Raw genomic sequence first — 16,275 nt, 5'->3', positions numbered from 1 at the left:
GCTGAAATCCTCTGCAATGCAAAAAAAACATCAAAATTCTAAGCTAATCAGCATTCAAGCTACACTGTGCCACTCGCCCTAAAGCTCTCTTATAAAGAGACTCAGAAAAATCAGGATGCAATTTAGCTGCCGATCAGCTTATTGCACTATTTTAACTGCAATAGTCCAGTAGGGTGGGTTAGGCGGCTTAAACTCCCGCTATCACTGCAATCCGACAGTCCGCCGTAACCCACCGATGATCGTGTATCGTGTTGTCAGCACCCCGCACTAAAGTGACGGGGCTTCATGCCTCTAGCTTTGGTTAGCTGACCAGCCTAAGCCTTAACTGGCTACGTTTTTGAGGTCATGACACCTGCGAATGCTTTCCAGTTTGTAGCTCTGTCGTTAACGGTTAAACAGTTGAAGCTGGGATGTAGACAGTGCCGTGAGCTTCAACAAGCCTTGAAAACATTGGCGAGGAAACCATTACCCGTTCTACGGAGATTTCAATGTCCAACTTTGTGTTTGTTCTAGACACGAAGAAGCAAATGCTCAATCCGGTACATCCGGGAGAGGCTCGGTGTTTGCTAAGTCAGGGAAAGGCTGCGGTGTGCCGCCAATATCCTTTCACCATCATGTTGAAACAGGAGGCAGAATCCGAAATCCAACCTTTACAGTTAAAGATTGATCCAGGCTCAAAAACCACTGGGCTAGCCATTCTAAATGGTTCAACGGTCGTTTGGGCAGCAGAGCTTACCCACCGGGGGCAAGGCATCAAAGATGCTTTGCTAAGTCGTAGCCAACTGCGGAGAGGGAGGCGCAATCGCAAAACCCGCTATCGTGCGCCTCGGTTTCTCAACCGCACCCGTGCTGAAGGATGGTTAGCGCCTTCTCTAATGCATCGGGTCAAAACTACCCTGACATGGGTTAATCGGCTATGCCGTTATGCTCCCATTGCGGGTATCTCCCAAGAGTTAGTCCGGTTTGATACTCAGGTCATTCAGAACCCTGAGATGAGTGGCACTGAATACCAGCAGGGTACTTTGGCAGGCGATGAGGTCAGGGAATACCTGCTAGAGAAGTGGGGACGCAAGTGCGCCTACTGCAAGGCTGAAAACACACCGTTGCAGATAGAGCATATTCAACCTCGCTCGAAAGGCGGTTCTGATCGGGTGTCTAACCTGACGCTAGCTTGCGAACCGTGCAACAGGGCAAAGAGTAATCTGCCTGTCCAAGAGTTTTTATCAGGCAAGCCTGACCGACTGAAGCGCATTTTGGCACAGGCAAAAGCACCACTTAAGGACGCTGCTGCGGTCAACTCTACCCGATGGGCGTTATTCAATGCACTAAAAGAAACAGGTCTACCGGTTAGCACTGGCTCAGGGGGGCAAACCCAATACAACCGAACTCGGCTCAATCTGCCTAAAACTCATTGGCTGGATGCTGCCTGTGTGGGAATGGTCAATCGGCTAGAAATTCTCACGACTCAGCCTTTGTTGATTAAAGCAACTGGGCATGGAACCCGTCAGATGTGTGGCACTGATCGATATGGTTTTCCCTCTCGCCATCGGTCACGAGTACAGATACACAAAGGCTTCCAGACGGGTGACATCGTTGTTGCAACTGTCACGGCAGGCCAGAAGATTGGCTCCTACTTAGGACGGGTTCTTTGCCGTGCCTCTGGCAGCTTCGACATAGCAACCAAGATTGGGAGGGTGGCTGGGATCAGCCACAAATACTGTAAATCAATTCATAAGAGGGACGGTTATGCCTATACACTCTGAAGGTTGCGGGCGGCTAAAGCCGCTTGAGTCGGTTTTCTTCCTCCCCGCTCTGAAGAGACGGGGCTTCCAACCATCCCAGGAGCTTTTACGTGATGATTGCCGTTGACCAGGCCGAAGCGCAGATTTTAGACCTCGTACAGCCGATCGCAGAAATGGAGACCATTTCCCTGATGACCGCCACCGGGCGCATCTTGGCCCAAGCCGTCACTAGTGCGGTGGATTTTCCCTATTGGGACAATTCCGCGATGGATGGCTATGCGGTGCGGGCGGCGGATGTGGTGACAGCTCCGGTGACGCTGACGGTGGTGGCAGAGATCCCGGCGGGAGTGAAGCCACAGCAACGCCTCGCACCAGGACAAGCGGCGCGAATTTTTACTGGGGCGATGCTACCGGAGGGAGCCGACACGATCGCAATCCAAGAAGAAGTTACCAGGAACGGCGATCGCGTCACCCTCCACACCGCCCCTCGTCCCCAAGCCTTTGTCCGTCACCAAGGGGAATTTTGCCAACGGGGGAATGTTCTCTTAGCCCCTGGAACCCCCATCGGCCCGGCAGAAATCGCCGTTTTGGCCACGGCCCAAGCCGCAAAACTCACGGTCTATCGTCGTCCCAAGGTGGCCATTTTCTCCACCGGCAATGAACTCGTCCCCCCCGATGGCATCCTGCAACCCGGTCAAATTGTCGATTCCAATCAATATGCCCTCGCCGCCTTTGTATCCCAACAGGGCGCGATCCCCCTCCCCTTGGGGATTGTGCCCGATGACCCCCAGCAACTCCGCGAGACAATCCAAAGCGCGATCGCCCAAGCGGATATCATCCTCTCCACGGGGGGCGTTTCCGTCGGGGACTATGACTTTATTGATCAACTCCTGACGGAATTAGGCGGCGAAATTCACATTCAGAGCGTGGCGGTGAAGCCGGGTAAACCTCTCACCGTGGCAACATTTCCCGGCTGTCTCTATTTCGGCATTCCCGGTAATCCCGTTTCAGCATTGGTGAGTTGTTGGCGATTCATTGCCCCAGCATTGCGGAAATGTTCCGGGCAGCGGGGGCGATTCACGCCCCTGTTTGCCACGGCGGTCACTGAGCATGAGTTAAGGGCCGGGGGACAGCGGGAAACCTATCTATGGGGCAAATTCACCTGGCAACAGGGCCACGGAACCTTCGCCCTGGCGGGGGGCAGTCACAGTTCGGGCAATTTGATGAATTTGGCGGAAACCACGGGGTTAGCGATCGTGCCGGTGGGGGTGACACGCATCGCCGCTGGGGAGAGGGTGCGGGTGATGGTGGTTCAATCTTGATAACGGATGTCCGATTTGCGGGAAAATCCCCAGGTAAAAATAGCAGCGATCACAATCACCATTAACCACTCCGGCAGATTAAAGCCCGGCACCATGACCCGCATCAATAACCGCGTCCCCACCATCGCCACGGTTAGATAGCCCGCTTCTTCCAGGCGGGGGTATTCCCGCAACCACCGTAAAAATAACTCGGTTAAAAACCGCAGGGCAATCACCCCCAAGGTTCCCCCGGTGACAATCAGCCAGGTTTGATCGGAAACAGCGATCGCCGTCGTCACACTATCAAGAGAAAACGCCAAATCCGTCAAAGCAATCACCGGGATCGCCTGCCAGAGGGACGCAAAGGTAAAACCATGGGAGGTGCTACCTTCAGCGTCTGCCGCTGTATAGTAACGCCACACCAGCCAGAGCAAGTACAGTGCCCCGATCAATTCAAACTGCCAAAACTGCTGCACCCAGGTCGCCGTCACAATCAGTGTCATCCGCAACACATAGGCCCCCAGCAAGCCAATATTGAGCGCCCGCCGCTGCACCTGGGGACTCTCCAAGCCTTGGGCAATGGAAGCCAGCGCCACCGCATTATCTGCTGAGAGCACAGCTTCTAAAATGACGAGGATCAGCAGCAGAAACGGGGTATGAAGGTACTGGACAAAAGGAGACTGCGCTAATTCATTCAACATGGACAATTAAGCAAAAGATGGTAAGAAAATTCCTCATTTAGCCTAACGCTTTTCGCCCCGCTGCGAGGGTGTGGCAAACCCCCTGTGAACGATGGGAAAGAACCAAATCTGCACCAGTGCAGGGATGGTGTTGATGGAAGATTTCGACTTCCGCATCATGGCGAACGGGATACTGGGTAGACACAGATTAGATTTAGATGGAATCCGCTTGTTCTATGAGTGTATTTTCATGAATCGATGTAATCCCAAGCCTTGATTAGCCTAGTGGACTGTCTAGCCTCAGATGGCAAGTAACTTGAAGACTGAGCGAAGTCGAAGTCTGGTGCTCCGGGGTTCGACTTCGCTCACCCCTCTGGATAACAACTCACCTTTTTAAGCTAGACAAGACACTAGATTTTGGCAAATTTGTGTTTGATCTGACGGGGGCTAGATTCAAAGGATTTCATATTAGATCAATTTAGATCAATAAAGTGACACATTTCAGACATCCTCTCAGGGCGTTGAGGCATCACCCACATTCTCCAGTGCCATCGTTTAATCTAGTAAACAGCAACCACTGTAGACAGAATCCCATGGTTCAAACGCCCCTTTCGTCCCAAGACTTGTATCCCGATTCCGATGGTAAACCGATGGCAGAAAATACGGTGCAGTATGCCTGGATTGTGCGGCTAGTTGAAAATCTGAGGTATCTTCTGGCGACGGAGACCGCGTTTGTTGCGGGGGATCTGTTGTGGTATCCCCTGCCTGTGAAACAGCCCCCTGTCCCCTGCCAAGCCCCTGATGCCATGGTGGTGTTGGGTCGTCCAGTGGGCGATCGCGGCAGTTACAAGCAGTGGGAAGAAGACAACATCCCGCCCCAAGTGGTCTTTGAAATTCTCTCACCGAGCAATACTGGGGAGGAAATGGCCACCAAGCAACTGTTTTATGTTCAACATGGCGTTTTAGAGATGTATTTCTATGATCCCAAGTCTGATAACTTTTGGGGATTTGTCCGCTCAACCGCAGCAGAGGATTGCACCCTGATCACCCCTCTCCATTTGCCTTGGACATCACCCCTCCTTAAGATTCGGTTTGAATTGTTTGAAGATGGACTCGATATTTTTTATCCCAATGGTGAGCGGTTTCGAGATTTTAGTGAAATTGTTGCTGAGCGCGATCGCGCCCAATCAGAACGCGATCAAGCCCAATCAGAACGCGATCAAGCCCAATCAGAACGCGATCGCGCCCAATCAGAACGCGATCGCCTCCGGGAAAAGTTGCAGGAGCTAGGCATTGACCCCGATCAACTTTCACCCTAACGCCCTAGTGTCTTGTCTAGCTTAAAAAGGTGAGTTGTTATCCAGAGGGGTGAGCGAAGTCGAACCCCGGAGCACCAGACTTCGACTTCGCTCAGTCTTCAAGTTACTTGCCATCTGAGGCTAGACAGTCCACTAGGTGATTACAAACGTTTGAGATAGCTGAGGAGATCGGCCATGTCCTGGGGTTTGGGTTGAAATTTCGGCATGGGGGGCGTTTCGCCGCTAATCACTTGGTGGATGATCATGCGATCGGACTTGTGGCGGGATAGGTTTTCTAAACTGGGCCCCACATCACCAGTGGCGTAGACGCCGTGGCAGCCTGCGCAATTAATTTCAAAGATGGCATGGCCGCGCTCCGGGTCACCGCTTAAGGGCAACACACTTTGCAGATAGGGATCTCCCCCTTGAAATAAGTACAGCCCAACTCCCAAGAGAATCACACTCAAAAGGGTGACCACGATGATAAGCGATCGCTGCGCAAAAGAAGAAGGGGCGGACGGGTTGGTCACAAGTCTATTGAATTCAGTAGGGGCGAAAAGCGGCAACCTTTAAATCAGCCATTCCCTGGGTGAATGGATACACGGTCTGAAGGTTGCCGTTTCAATTAATAAACATAACTTAAGTTTCGTGAACTCGTGAAGACCAAGGCTAAGAATCGCCCGACGCAAAAGGGGCCGCAGCCCCTTTGATTGCCCAATCGTGAATTGTGCCGAGTCAGTCAGTTAGTCTTCGGCGAAAATGTAGCGACGCAGTTCGCCGGGGTCGGGTTCAGGGCTGCTTTCGGCGAATTCGACCGCATCATCAATTTCAGCTTGTACCTTGGCATCGATCGCCTCTAACTCCGCTGCCGTTGCCAAGCCCCGCGCTTCTAGGTCTTTCGCCAGACGTTTGATCGGGTCACGGGAGAACCAAAATTCTTTCTCTTGGGCGGCGCGGAGTTCGTCCGGGTCAGCGAGGGAGTGACCCCGGAAACGATAGGTGAGGGCTTCGATCAGGGTGGGGCCTTCCCCAGCGCGGGCGCGTTCCACCGCTTCTAACGCCACCTTCCGCACGGCGAGCACATCCATGCCGTCCACTTCCACGCCGGTCATGTTGAAGACGCTGGCTTTTTTGTAGATTTCCGGTTGGGAGGTGGCGCGATCGTGGGCCATGCCGATCGCCCATTTGTTATTTTCCACCACGTAGAGAATCGGCAATTTCCATAGGGCCGCCATATTCAAACATTCAAAAAACTGGCCGTTATTACTCGCCCCATCCCCAAAGAAACAGGCCGTCACCTGATCGGCGTTGGGATCATTCATCATTTCGCGGCGATATTTGGATTGGAATGCGGCCCCAGTGGCGACGGGAATCCCTTCGGCGACGAAGGCGTAGCCGCCCAGTAAGCGGTGTTCAGCGGAAAACATATGCATCGAGCCGCCCCGGCCTTTGCTGCATCCGGTGGCTTTGCCGAACAGTTCCGCCATCACTTCCCGCGCTGGAACGCCTGCGCTGAGGGCGTGGACGTGGTCGCGGTAGGTACTCGACACAAAATCTTCATCCCGACGCATCGCCCGAATCACTCCCGTAGAAACGGCTTCCTGTCCGTTGTAGAGGTGGACGAAGCCGAACATTCTGCCCCGATAGTACATCTCGGCGCATTTGTCCTCGAACAGGCGACCCAGCACCATGTCCTCATAAAGCATCAGCCCTTCTTCTTTGGTGAGGGGCAGAGAACTCGTGTCAATGTGGGGAACGATGCGTTCAGATTCTACGGATTGGGCGATTGTCTTATCTGTCATTATGCGAACCTTAATGAATGTCGTACAGGGGCAGCCAGCATCCAGGCAGGCTTAATTATAAAGGATTAGGGCATGGCAGATTGACAGGCTTTGATCACCGTTTTCAGGGTGGCGGCGGGAACTTGGTCGGTGATCGTGACGGCTCCGATCGCGGTGGGGAGAATGAACCGGACGTTGCCGTCTTGGACTTTTTTGTCGTTTTGGAGAATGTTGACGAGGTCTGCGATCGCTAAAAAATCCGGAATCGTCGTCGGGAGTCCCGTTTTCGCGATCAATGCATCCTGACGCTGGGCCGCCGCCGTATCCCACAGATCCAACTTCACCCCCAACTGACCTGCCGCCACCATCCCGATCGCCACCCCTTCGCCGTGGTTGATCACCTTATACCCCGTCAAACTTTCCACCGCGTGGCCAAGGGTATGACCATAGTTAAGAATCGCCCGCAGTCCCCCTTCCCGCTCATCCTGGCGCACCACATCCGCCTTCGCTTGACACGATCGCACCAAAATCGTCTCTAGCAGGGCCGGATCGATCGTCTGAACCGTATCGAGGTGTGCCGCCGCTTCCAGTTGCGCAAACAAATTCGCATCCCAAATCACGCCGTACTTAATCACCTCCGCCATCCCCGCTCGAAATTCGCGGGGGGGCAGGGTTTCTAAAACGTCGGGATCGATATAGACCAATTTGGGTTGATAGAATGCACCGATCAGGTTTTTACCCCGTGGATGGTTCACCCCAGTTTTGCCCCCCACCGACGCATCCACCATCGCCAGCAGCGTCGTGGGAACCTGCACAAACTTAACACCCCGCAACCATGTCGCCGCCGCAAAACCCGTCATATCCCCAATCACACCGCCACCGAGGGCGAGGAAGGTGGAATTACGTTCAAAGCGATGCTCTAGGGCGCTGTCGTAGATTTTTTGGATCGAGTTGAGGGTTTTGTAGCGTTCCCCCACGGGAATTAAATGGGTGACCACCTCGAACCCAGCCGCAGTGAGGGACTCGCGCACGGTGTCGCCGTAGTATTTATTGACGATGCGATTGGAAACGAGGAGGATTTTTTTACCGAGTCCTAACGGGGTGAGAGCCGTGCCGATCTCCGGGAGGGAACCGGGGGCGATCGCAATATCGTAGGCATTTTCAGGAAGATCGACACGAAGAACTGCGGCCATAGGAACGGGTACAATACGTAAAACGGTTTAAAATACAGGCCCTTTAGTGTAATTCATTTTGCAGGAGAACCCCCCATGGCAGTTGTGGTCTATTTCGGTATTTTGGCAGTCTTCACGGTGATTGCGATCGGTTCATACAAAGCCTTTCGCGGTATCGGCTTGATCTAGTTGCTGCGGTGGAATCCCCGCAGTCTTGTCGGCTACTACGGATACATCAACCAATCTCAAGGACTCACCCGCCGATCCCCCCCAGCCCCCCTTAAAAAGGGGGGAGCCGCTCAAGGTCCCCCTTAAAAATAGGGGAGCTGCTCAAAGTCCCCCTTAAAAATAGGGGAGCCGCTCAAAGTCCCCCTTAAGGGGAGCCGCTCAAAGTTCCCCTTTTTAAGGGGGGAGCCGCTCAAAGTCCCCCTTAAAAATAGGGGAGCCGCTCAAAGTCCCCCTTTTTAAGGGGGGAGCCGCTCAAAGTCCCCCTTTTTAAGGGGGGAGCCGCTCAAAGTCCCCCTTTTTAAGGGGGGAGCCGCTCAAAGTCCCCCTTTTTAAGGGGGGAGCTGCTCAAAGTCCCCCTTTTTAAGGGGGATTTAGGGGGATCGATCGCCGTAGGGCGGACTGTCCCATTCCGATTAATATTCACCCCCATCGCCTCCATCCTTTTCCCTCCCCCCCATGCCTGAACTCGATATCGAACTCCAGCAAGCCGTTGATTGTCGGCGCAACTTTGCAATCATTTCCCACCCGGACGCGGGGAAAACCACCCTCACCGAAAAACTCCTCCTCTACGGGGGAGCGATTCACGAGGCGGGGTCAGTAAAAGCACGGCGGGCCCAGCGCAAAGTGACATCAGACTGGATGGAAATGGAGCAGCAGCGGGGGATTTCGATCACCTCAACGGTGTTGCAGTTCAGCTATAGCGATTATCAGATTAATTTGCTCGATACGCCGGGCCACCAAGATTTTAGTGAAGATACCTATCGCACCTTGGCGGCGGCAGATAATGCGGTGATGTTGATTGATGCGGCGAAGGGGTTGGAGCCTCAGACCCGTAAATTATTTGAAGTGTGCAAGTTGCGATCGCTCCCCATTTTTACCTTCGTGAATAAGATGGATCGCCCCGGTCGTGACCCGTTGGAATTGCTCGATGAAATTGAGCAGGAATTGGGGTTGCAAACCTATGCGGTGAATTTTCCGATTGGGAGCGGCGATCGCTTCAAAGGCGTGTTTGATCGTCGTCAACAAAAAATCCACCTCTTTGAACGGCAGGCCCACGGCAGCAAAGCCGCCACGGACACCACGATGAACCTCGATGATCCCCGCCTGGTGGATCTGCTTGACCCCGATCTTTACGACGGCCTGCAAGAAACCCTCGAAATTCTCGACGAAATCGCCCCGGATTTTGACCTCGAACAGATCCACGCGGGCAAGATGACCCCGGTATTTTTCGGCAGTGCGATGACCAATTTCGGCGTGCAACTGTTCCTCGAATCCTTCCTCGACTACGCCATGAAACCCGAAGGACGGCATTCGTCCCAAGGGGAAATTGATCCCACCTATCCCGACTTCACCGGCTTTGTCTTCAAACTGCAAGCCAACATGGACCCGAAGCACCGCGATCGCGTCGCCTTCATTCGCGTCTGTACCGGCAAATTTGAAAAAGACATGACCGTCAGCCATGCCCGCACCGGCAAAACCGTGCGCTTGTCGCGACCGCAAAAACTCTTCGCCCAAGGCCGCGAATCCCTCGATGTGGCCTATCCGGGGGATGTGATTGGCTTGAATAATCCGGGAGTGTTTGCGATCGGCGACACCATTTATCAAGGGAAAAAACTGGAATACGAAGGCATCCCCTGTTTCTCCCCAGAACTCTTCGCCTACCTCAAAAACCCCAACCCCTCCAAATTTAAACAATTCCACAAAGGGATCAGCGAACTCCAAGAAGAAGGCGCGATCCAAATCATGCACGCCGCCGACGAATTCAAACGCGACCCGATCCTGGCCGCTGTGGGGCAACTGCAATTTGAAGTCGTCCAGTTCCGGCTGACCAATGAATACAACGTTGAAACACGCCTCGAACCCTTGGGCTACAGTGTGGCGCGGTGGGTAACGGGAGGCTGGGAAGCCTTAGAAAAGGCGGGGCGGCTGTTTAATACGATGGTGGTGAAAGATCTGTGGGGGCGGCCGGTGTTGCTGTTTAAAAATGAGTGGAATATGCAACAAATTGTGGCGGATCACCCAGAGTTAAAACTCAACACCACCGCTCCGGTGGGGTCGGGATTGCAACCAAGCACTTAGTCCTAAAATCTGTCGGATCACCATTTGCTTGAAACTTTGTCTGAACTGTTGATCTGTAGTTAAAAAATACGAGCATCCTGAGTACAGGACAAAAAATCAGGCTTTGGCTGAAACCCTGATGATTTCGTAGTTGGGTGGAACAATAGCAACACTCAACACGCTCCCTAAAAATCCATAGTCTGTTGTAGTGCGGGCATCTTGCCCGCTGGGATCAGACAAAATAGGGAGCAGGATGCTCCCACCCCATCAAAATCAAGATGCCGCCGTACATTTCAACTTTTGTCCTGTACTCAGACGAGCATCTTGCTCGCTAGAGGTTTAGAGCCTTTTTTAATTACCAGATTAAATAGTTAACCTCCATGAGCGCGGGGAGTGTCAACCAATGATTTCCCGTCCTTATTGTCAGTTTAGGCGGGATTTTTTTTAGGATTGGGGAGGGCGATCAGAATCTAAGGGGGGGCTAATAGCACGGCGTTTGAACCCATAGCGATAGCCCACATAGCCCAAGGCGAGAACTTGCAACGGGATTAATGCCAGCCATTCCCGCGCCCAATTGGCTTCGGGGCCGTAGCGGGATACCGTGGCGAAACAGAGAACGCCAAAACCAACAGACACGAGGAAAACGAGGGGTTTTGCAGAGGGGCGGCGGGGGGGCATGGGGCGTGAATGCTCTACACTATGAAGGGTTATTTTGTCGTCTGTCGTCTGTCATGCCTGCCTATACTCTTCCTGCGGATGCTGCCCAGTTGACCGAATCCACGTCGATCGCCATGGCCCGACAGATTCAGGTTGAACCCATCTTAACGCCTCTTTCGGAGCGGGCGATCGCCTCCACCTACGTCACCCAAGGCACCGGCCAACCCCCGATCCTCCTCCTCCACGGCTTCGACAGTTCCCTGCTCGAATATCGCCGCCTTCTCCCCTTCCTCAGTGAGCAGCATCAGGTCTGGGCGATGGATTTGCTCAATTTTGGCTTTACTGAACGGCGCTTGGATCTTCCCGCTGGAACCGAGGCGATTAAAACCCACATCCATGCCTTTTGGCAACACTTTATCCGGACTCCGATGATCCTCGTGGGGGCATCCATGGGCGGGGCGGCGGCGTTGGATTTTGCCCTCAGTTATCCGGAGATTGTGCAACAGGTGGTGTTGCTCGATAGTGCGGGTCTTGCGCCTCGGCCGATCGCCGGAAAATTGATGATTCCCCCCCTCGATCGCTGGGCGACGAATTTTCTCAGCAGCCCCAAGGTGCGCGAAAAAATCAGCCGCAAAGCCTATTATAATGACGCGAAATTTGTCACCGAGGACGCGAACCTGTGCGCGGCGCTCCATGTGGCGGTGTCGGGTTGGAATCAGGCGTTGGTGAACTTTACGAAGCAGGGCGGTTATGGGTCGTTTAAACGCCAATTGCCTCACTTGCAGCAGCCGACGCTGATCGCTTGGGGGGCACAGGATGCGATTTTGGGGACGAAAAACGCGCCTGTGTTTGAACGGTTGATTCCTAACAGTGAATTGGTGTGGATTCCGGAGGCGGGTCATGTGCCCCATTTGGAACAACCGGAGACGGTGGCAGCGGCCATGGTGCGGTTTATTGCCCAGCATCAGCCCCAAGCCTCGACCTCGGTGTGATGCGGGTGCTCCATGTAATCCCCTCGTTGTCGCCCCTGCGTGGGGGGCCGACGGCAGTAGCGTTGAATTTTGGGCGGGAGTTGCGGGCCCAAGGGGTGGAGGTGGAAATCTGCACGACAAATGACCACGGGCCCGCTGTGCTGCCGGTTCCCTTGGGGGAGCGGGTGGAGTATGAGGGGGTTCCGGTGTGGTTTTTTCCGCGTTTTAATGTGCCGTTGCAGCGGTTGTCTTTGGGGGGCGATCGCAGCTTCCTCTTTTCCATTCCCTGGACGCGCTGGCTCTGGGAAAATTTACCCCGCTACGATGTCCTCGATACCCATTACCTTTTCGCCTACGGGTCAACGGCTGCCGCCACGATCGCCCACCTTCGTCACGTACCCTACACGATGCGCACCATGGGCCAGCTTGCCCCCTGGGCCTTGGCTCAAAGTCGCAAAAAAAAGCAGGTGTACAGTGCGCTGATCGAACGGCGATCGCTCAACCATGCCGCTCTCGTCCATTGCACCACCCCCGGAGAAGCGGCAGATGTGCGCAACTTTGGGATCACCGCCAAAACGGCGATTCTTCCTTTGGGGGTAACGCCAGGGGCAGAGATTCCCGATGCGGCGGCGAAATTGCGCCAAACCTACGCCATTCCCGACGATCGCCCGATTATTCTTTTTCTCTCCCGAATTCACTACAAAAAACGCCCGGATCTCCTCCTCAATGCCGTGGCGCGGTTGGGCGATCGCACCCCCTACCATGTCCTCCTCGCGGGGGAATTCCACAGCCCCGATTATGCCGCCGAACTCACCGCCCAAGTTCAACGGTTAGGATTGAGCGATCGCGTCACCTTCACCGGCCTCGTGACGGGATGGGATAAAGAATTAGTCTTGCAAGGGTCGGATCTCTTCGTCTTGCCCTCCTTTGCGGAGAATTTTGCGATCGCCGTCGCCGAAGCCATGGCCGCCGGGCTGCCGGTGGTGATTACCCCAGAAGTGCAGATCGCGCCGGATGTGGACCAGGCCGGAGCGGGTCGGGTCATTCCCGGCACAGTGGAGGATTTAGCCGCCTGTTTAGCGGAGTTGTTGAGCAATCCTGAGCAATGCCACAACCAAGGCGAACAGGGGAAACAATGGGCGCGATCGCACTACCACTGGCCCACCATCACCCAACACCTGATCACCCACTATCACACCGCCCTGCAATCCCCAGGGTTTTAACCACGTTTGCCATTCCCTAATTTCCTCCCCTATGATTGAGATCCATCCCGCTTTCATCAGGGCATTGGTTGGATTGATCCACCCCTCGATTCTGCACAATATCGAGAGCGGCTTGTTCCACTGGTTTTGTCTTTCGTCACTCCCCGTCAATAACCATGAAACTTCATCACTACGCATTACTGGCCGTTTTAGGTTTGTCCAGTCCCCTCATCGTTGCGGCGACTGTCCCCCCGATTGCGATCGCCCAAACCCTCCCCACCGGAGTCTTTCAAAACGAAAACTGGATCGTTACCCTCGACTACACCAACAACACCCTGGCCTACTACGGCGAAAGCAAGCGCAACGGCAGTAATATTTACCTCAGCGGTGCATCCGTCGGCGGCACACGGAACCGTCGCATCTACACCTGGCACAATGGCGATGTGCGCTATCAAGTGGCCTGGCAACCCGCCCAAACTGACCTGATTCGCCTCCAAGTGTTTGACGGCCGAGGCCGCGAATTGGTCAATGAACTACTCGTCGAAGAGTATTAAGCGTTAACCTAAACGAGCAAAATATAATCGCGTTTTGGCAACAACAATCTCCGTTCCCACGCCAAGCGGGACGGAGATTGTGCCCAGCGTTGAGGCTTGGGCATCGTGGCTCAGGATTGATCGAGGTGATCGGCAAGGAGACTTTGGACGAAATTTTCTAGTTTTTCCGGGGGGCAACAGTCGAGCAAGGTACGGTAGGCTTCGTATAGCTTCGCCGCACTATCGCCTAACAGCGGACTGAGGCCCCACACATCTTGCACCCAGTCTTCCGGGGCCGTTGCTTCAAAAATGAGGCGTTCGAGGATTTGCTGGGCTTCGTCTTTGCTGAGAGTCATGAGGGCAAAAGGATGAAGGATGCAGTGTGACAGTGGGGCAAGGGGCTTAAGCCCTTTGTTCTGGTGTGGTTTTGGGGGATTGGAGGTCGGGGGGGAGGGTGAAGCCGTGGTGTGGATCGGCGGTAAGGGGGTAGACGGCGGTAACGGCATCGAGGTTGAGGGGGCCGTAGAGGTGGGGAAATGTGCCATGATCCGGCACGGCTTCCCATGCCAATTCGGCATGGAGGCGATCGCACTCAATCCTCAACAATACCAATTCTGTCTGACCGGCAAAAAAACGATTCGCCGTCGCGATCACCTGCTCTAGGGTGGAGGCATGGATAAAGCCCTCGGTGGCTAAGGAGGGCGGCCGATAGTTGCCCAGAGCTTGGGCAGCGTTCCAGGCCGTCCGGGGGGTGATGTGGAAAATCGGCGCAACGGGTCGCGTCACCTACTGCACATCCCACCAGCCAAAGGCCGGGCCGATGAAGCGCACCGTAAACCAGCCTGTGGCTAATGCCCCGATGCCGATCCAAGCTCCACGGGTGGTGATTGCCATGAATTGTTCCGATTGGCGTTTGGTGATCGGAACCCAGGGTAAGATTCGCTCTTCTTGGCCGTATTTTTCGCCGAGGGATTCCTTGCGTCGTTTAGATTCGCCCATAGTTTTCCTGTGTCGTAGGTGAAGCATAGCTATGATATCAAACCCCTGGGCAGTGGTGGGATTACCAGGCGTTGCCGATCAGGGTGTAGGCGGCCCAATAGAAGGGGTGGGTGAAGGTTTGGCCGTTTTGGGTTTGGGTGAGGATGACGGGGTCGAGGTCGATCGCACCGGCGCGGGTTTGGAGTTGGCGGTCAGCGATCGCCACCTGACCGCGCAACATGGCCAGTTGAGCCTGTTGGAGGGCCACCGCCTTGGTGGGTGCAGTTTGGAGGGCGTGATAAAACTCACCCATCACCCCCACGGTTCCCAAATCACTGATATACCACAAACTCGCCAGGGCCGATCGCGCCCCGGATTTGACGATTAACCCAGCAAACCCTAGCTCTGCTTCGGCGTTGCCCGCCGCCGTTTCGCAGGCACTGAGCACCACCAATTCCACGGGCGGGTCATCCCAGGCAAATCGCTCAATGTCGTCGAGTTCTAAGCGATCGCGGAAAAATTGAATGTAGGAATCTTGCGGCGTTCCGGCGTTGAAATCGGCATGGGTGGCGAGATGGACAATGTCACAGTTACAGGCGCGACGCTCCCGCCGTAACCGCCGTTGGGTGAATTCGCTATTGAGAAAGGCGCGATCGCGCCAACGGGACGGAATATTCGCCAGTTCAGTCTCCACCCCCGGCAGTGGTGCTTGTTCCTGAAATTCCGAAGCCCCCATCGCGAGCACCGTCGCCTGATCGAGCCGATGGGCAGCCGTGTTCAGGAGATTAAACGCCGGAATCTGGGCGAGGCTGAATTGTTCAACGAGAAATTGTTGATTTGCCTGGTCGTACAACGCCGCAAAGGGAAACGATCGCAGCCCATTCCCCCCGCAAATCAACAGCAAATCAATCCCATCTCGGCGCAAAATTTCAGCAAGAGGGGCAATCATCCAATCATAAAGCCGACTCGCAGCACCCAAATAGCGATCAGAGTTCAGGTTACGGGGCTGCGACACTTCCCGCTGAAATTCCCGCATCGTTTGCATCAATGCGTTGGCATTGGCAGCAGGAATATCCCGACTGACGGCCAGCGTGTCGGGGGTGGTGAGGGCAAGATTCAAGGCATCGGGTTTCGACATTAACCACAATACCGCCCCCTTTTGTCCCGTGACTTGCTCTAGTTCCGTCAGTTTGGCGGCAATTTCTTCAACTTGAATCTCAACCTCGCCCAGTTCAAGCCCCCAATACTCCGCGTATTCCCCGCTCCACTCCTGTTCCATGGCGGCGATCGCGTCAGCCACCCTCGCGTCAGCCACCCTCGCGTCAGCCACCCTCGCGTCAGCCACCCTCGCGTCAGCCTGCACCTGTCCTCGCGCTGGACTCCAAGCCACAACCCCCAAAAACACCAACATGGCGCAACACAAACTTAAAGCCCAAGATCGCTTGATCATCATCACTATCAAAATTTCTCTCTGCCTGTTCTGTGACTGGGTGGGTACATTCCCGTTCTACCTCATCCCATTGAATTTTAGGAGATTCAGATCGCAATCTTGGCGGCTTGATGAACGGATTAGAGGCTCAATCCCCTGGGTGTGGGGATTCTAAACTTCACCATACCTTACGGATTGCGGGATGACGTTCAGGCGATCGCAGCCCCGATCCGTCTCCATTGCAG

17 protein-coding genes are annotated in these 16,275 nt (G+C 54.5%); 8 read left to right on the top strand and 9 right to left on the bottom strand.

All coding sequences use genetic code 11. The features are described 5' to 3' along the window. The first annotated feature begins 488 nt into the window (after positions 1-488). Both iscB and SPI6313_RS02825 read left to right on the top strand, forming a co-directional pair. A complete protein-coding gene (gene iscB, locus SPI6313_RS02830) occupies positions 489-1,763 on the top strand; it encodes an RNA-guided endonuclease IscB (RefSeq protein ID WP_072619625.1) in 1,275 nt (424 codons plus the stop codon). Positions 1,764-1,855: 92 nt separating this feature from the next. Beyond that, the gene (locus SPI6313_RS02825; protein ID WP_072622973.1) at positions 1,856-3,064 is read left to right on the top strand and encodes a molybdopterin molybdotransferase MoeA; all 1,209 of its coding nucleotides are present in this window, start codon (positions 1,856-1,858) and stop codon (positions 3,062-3,064) included. On the opposite strand, the gene SPI6313_RS02820 is transcribed toward SPI6313_RS02825, so the two are convergent. Then, a complete protein-coding gene (locus tag SPI6313_RS02820) occupies positions 3,055-3,744 on the bottom strand; it encodes a TerC family protein (protein ID WP_072619624.1) in 690 nt (229 codons plus the stop codon). The two genes, SPI6313_RS02825 and SPI6313_RS02820, sit on opposite strands and share 10 nt — an antisense overlap. 572 nt (positions 3,745-4,316) lie before the next feature. On the opposite strand from SPI6313_RS02820, the gene SPI6313_RS02815 reads away from it, so the two are divergent. Beyond that, complete coding sequence (locus tag SPI6313_RS02815; protein WP_072619623.1) at positions 4,317-5,042, top strand: Uma2 family endonuclease; 726 nt, start codon at positions 4,317-4,319, stop codon at positions 5,040-5,042. 140 nt (positions 5,043-5,182) lie between these two features. On the opposite strand, the gene SPI6313_RS02810 is transcribed toward SPI6313_RS02815, so the two are convergent. From SPI6313_RS02810 to aroB, 3 genes are all read right to left on the bottom strand, one after another. Further along, on the bottom strand, positions 5,183-5,500 hold the full coding sequence (locus SPI6313_RS02810) for a c-type cytochrome (protein WP_245788559.1): 318 nt from the start codon (positions 5,498-5,500) through the stop codon (positions 5,183-5,185). A 264-nt stretch (positions 5,501-5,764) separates the two neighbouring features. After that, positions 5,765-6,823: a pyruvate dehydrogenase (acetyl-transferring) E1 component subunit alpha gene (pdhA, locus tag SPI6313_RS02805; protein ID WP_072619621.1), complete on the bottom strand. Its 1,059-nt coding sequence runs from the start codon at positions 6,821-6,823 to the stop codon at positions 5,765-5,767. Between the two features lie 65 nt (positions 6,824-6,888). Next, positions 6,889-7,995, bottom strand: a complete 1,107-nt coding sequence (gene aroB, locus SPI6313_RS02800) for a 3-dehydroquinate synthase (protein ID WP_072619620.1) — start codon at positions 7,993-7,995, stop codon at positions 6,889-6,891. Between the two features lie 75 nt (positions 7,996-8,070). Here aroB and petL point away from each other — a divergent pair, with 75 nt between their 5' ends. Further along, positions 8,071-8,163, top strand: coding sequence for a cytochrome b6-f complex subunit PetL (gene petL, locus SPI6313_RS25510; protein WP_439637893.1), 93 nt, complete (start codon positions 8,071-8,073; stop codon positions 8,161-8,163). A 495-nt stretch (positions 8,164-8,658) separates the two neighbouring features. Further along, a complete protein-coding gene (gene prfC / locus SPI6313_RS02795; protein WP_072619619.1) occupies positions 8,659-10,281 on the top strand; it encodes a peptide chain release factor 3 in 1,623 nt (540 codons plus the stop codon). A 423-nt stretch (positions 10,282-10,704) separates the two neighbouring features. Here prfC and SPI6313_RS02790 read toward each other — a convergent pair whose 3' ends face one another. Beyond that, the gene (locus SPI6313_RS02790) at positions 10,705-10,938 is read right to left on the bottom strand and encodes a hypothetical protein (protein WP_072619618.1); all 234 of its coding nucleotides are present in this window, start codon (positions 10,936-10,938) and stop codon (positions 10,705-10,707) included. A gap of 53 nt (positions 10,939-10,991) precedes the next feature. On the opposite strand from SPI6313_RS02790, the gene SPI6313_RS02785 reads away from it, so the two are divergent. The 3 genes from SPI6313_RS02785 (at position 10,992) to SPI6313_RS02775 (ending at position 13,644) form a co-directional block, all read left to right on the top strand. Continuing rightward, positions 10,992-11,909, top strand: a complete 918-nt coding sequence (locus tag SPI6313_RS02785) for an alpha/beta fold hydrolase (RefSeq protein ID WP_072619617.1) — start codon at positions 10,992-10,994, stop codon at positions 11,907-11,909. Then, positions 11,909-13,111 carry a glycosyltransferase gene (locus SPI6313_RS02780; protein ID WP_072619616.1) on the top strand — a complete coding sequence of 401 codons (1,203 nt, stop codon included), beginning with the start codon at positions 11,909-11,911 and terminating at the stop codon, positions 13,109-13,111. Before SPI6313_RS02785 ends, SPI6313_RS02780 begins: the two co-directional genes overlap by 1 nt. Positions 13,112-13,266: 155 nt before the next feature. After that, positions 13,267-13,644: a hypothetical protein gene (locus SPI6313_RS02775; RefSeq protein ID WP_072619615.1), complete on the top strand. Its 378-nt coding sequence runs from the start codon at positions 13,267-13,269 to the stop codon at positions 13,642-13,644. Positions 13,645-13,754: 110 nt separating this feature from the next. Here the strand turns inward: SPI6313_RS02775 and SPI6313_RS02770 are convergent, their stop codons facing one another. The 4 genes from SPI6313_RS02770 to SPI6313_RS02755 all read right to left on the bottom strand — a co-directional run bounded on the left by SPI6313_RS02770 (position 13,755) and on the right by SPI6313_RS02755 (position 16,012). After that, positions 13,755-13,979, bottom strand: coding sequence for a hypothetical protein (locus SPI6313_RS02770; protein ID WP_072619614.1), 225 nt, complete (start codon positions 13,977-13,979; stop codon positions 13,755-13,757). Positions 13,980-14,025: 46 nt separating this feature from the next. Next, positions 14,026-14,409 carry a DUF952 domain-containing protein gene (locus SPI6313_RS02765; RefSeq protein ID WP_217650482.1) on the bottom strand — a complete coding sequence of 128 codons (384 nt, stop codon included), beginning with the start codon at positions 14,407-14,409 and terminating at the stop codon, positions 14,026-14,028. Next, complete coding sequence (locus SPI6313_RS02760; protein ID WP_072619613.1) at positions 14,410-14,622, bottom strand: DUF2839 domain-containing protein; 213 nt, start codon at positions 14,620-14,622, stop codon at positions 14,410-14,412. It lies immediately after the preceding gene. A gap of 61 nt (positions 14,623-14,683) precedes the next feature. Beyond that, positions 14,684-16,012, bottom strand: coding sequence for a CHAT domain-containing protein (locus SPI6313_RS02755; protein ID WP_072619612.1), 1,329 nt, complete (start codon positions 16,010-16,012; stop codon positions 14,684-14,686). Positions 16,013-16,275: the final 263 nt, after the last annotated feature.

Source organism: Spirulina major PCC 6313 (assembly GCF_001890765.1).
Classification (GTDB): Bacteria; Cyanobacteriota; Cyanobacteriia; order Cyanobacteriales; family Spirulinaceae; genus Spirulina; species Spirulina major.
Note: the sequence above shows the minus strand (reverse complement) of the source record. Positions and strands in the feature narration are given on the sequence as shown.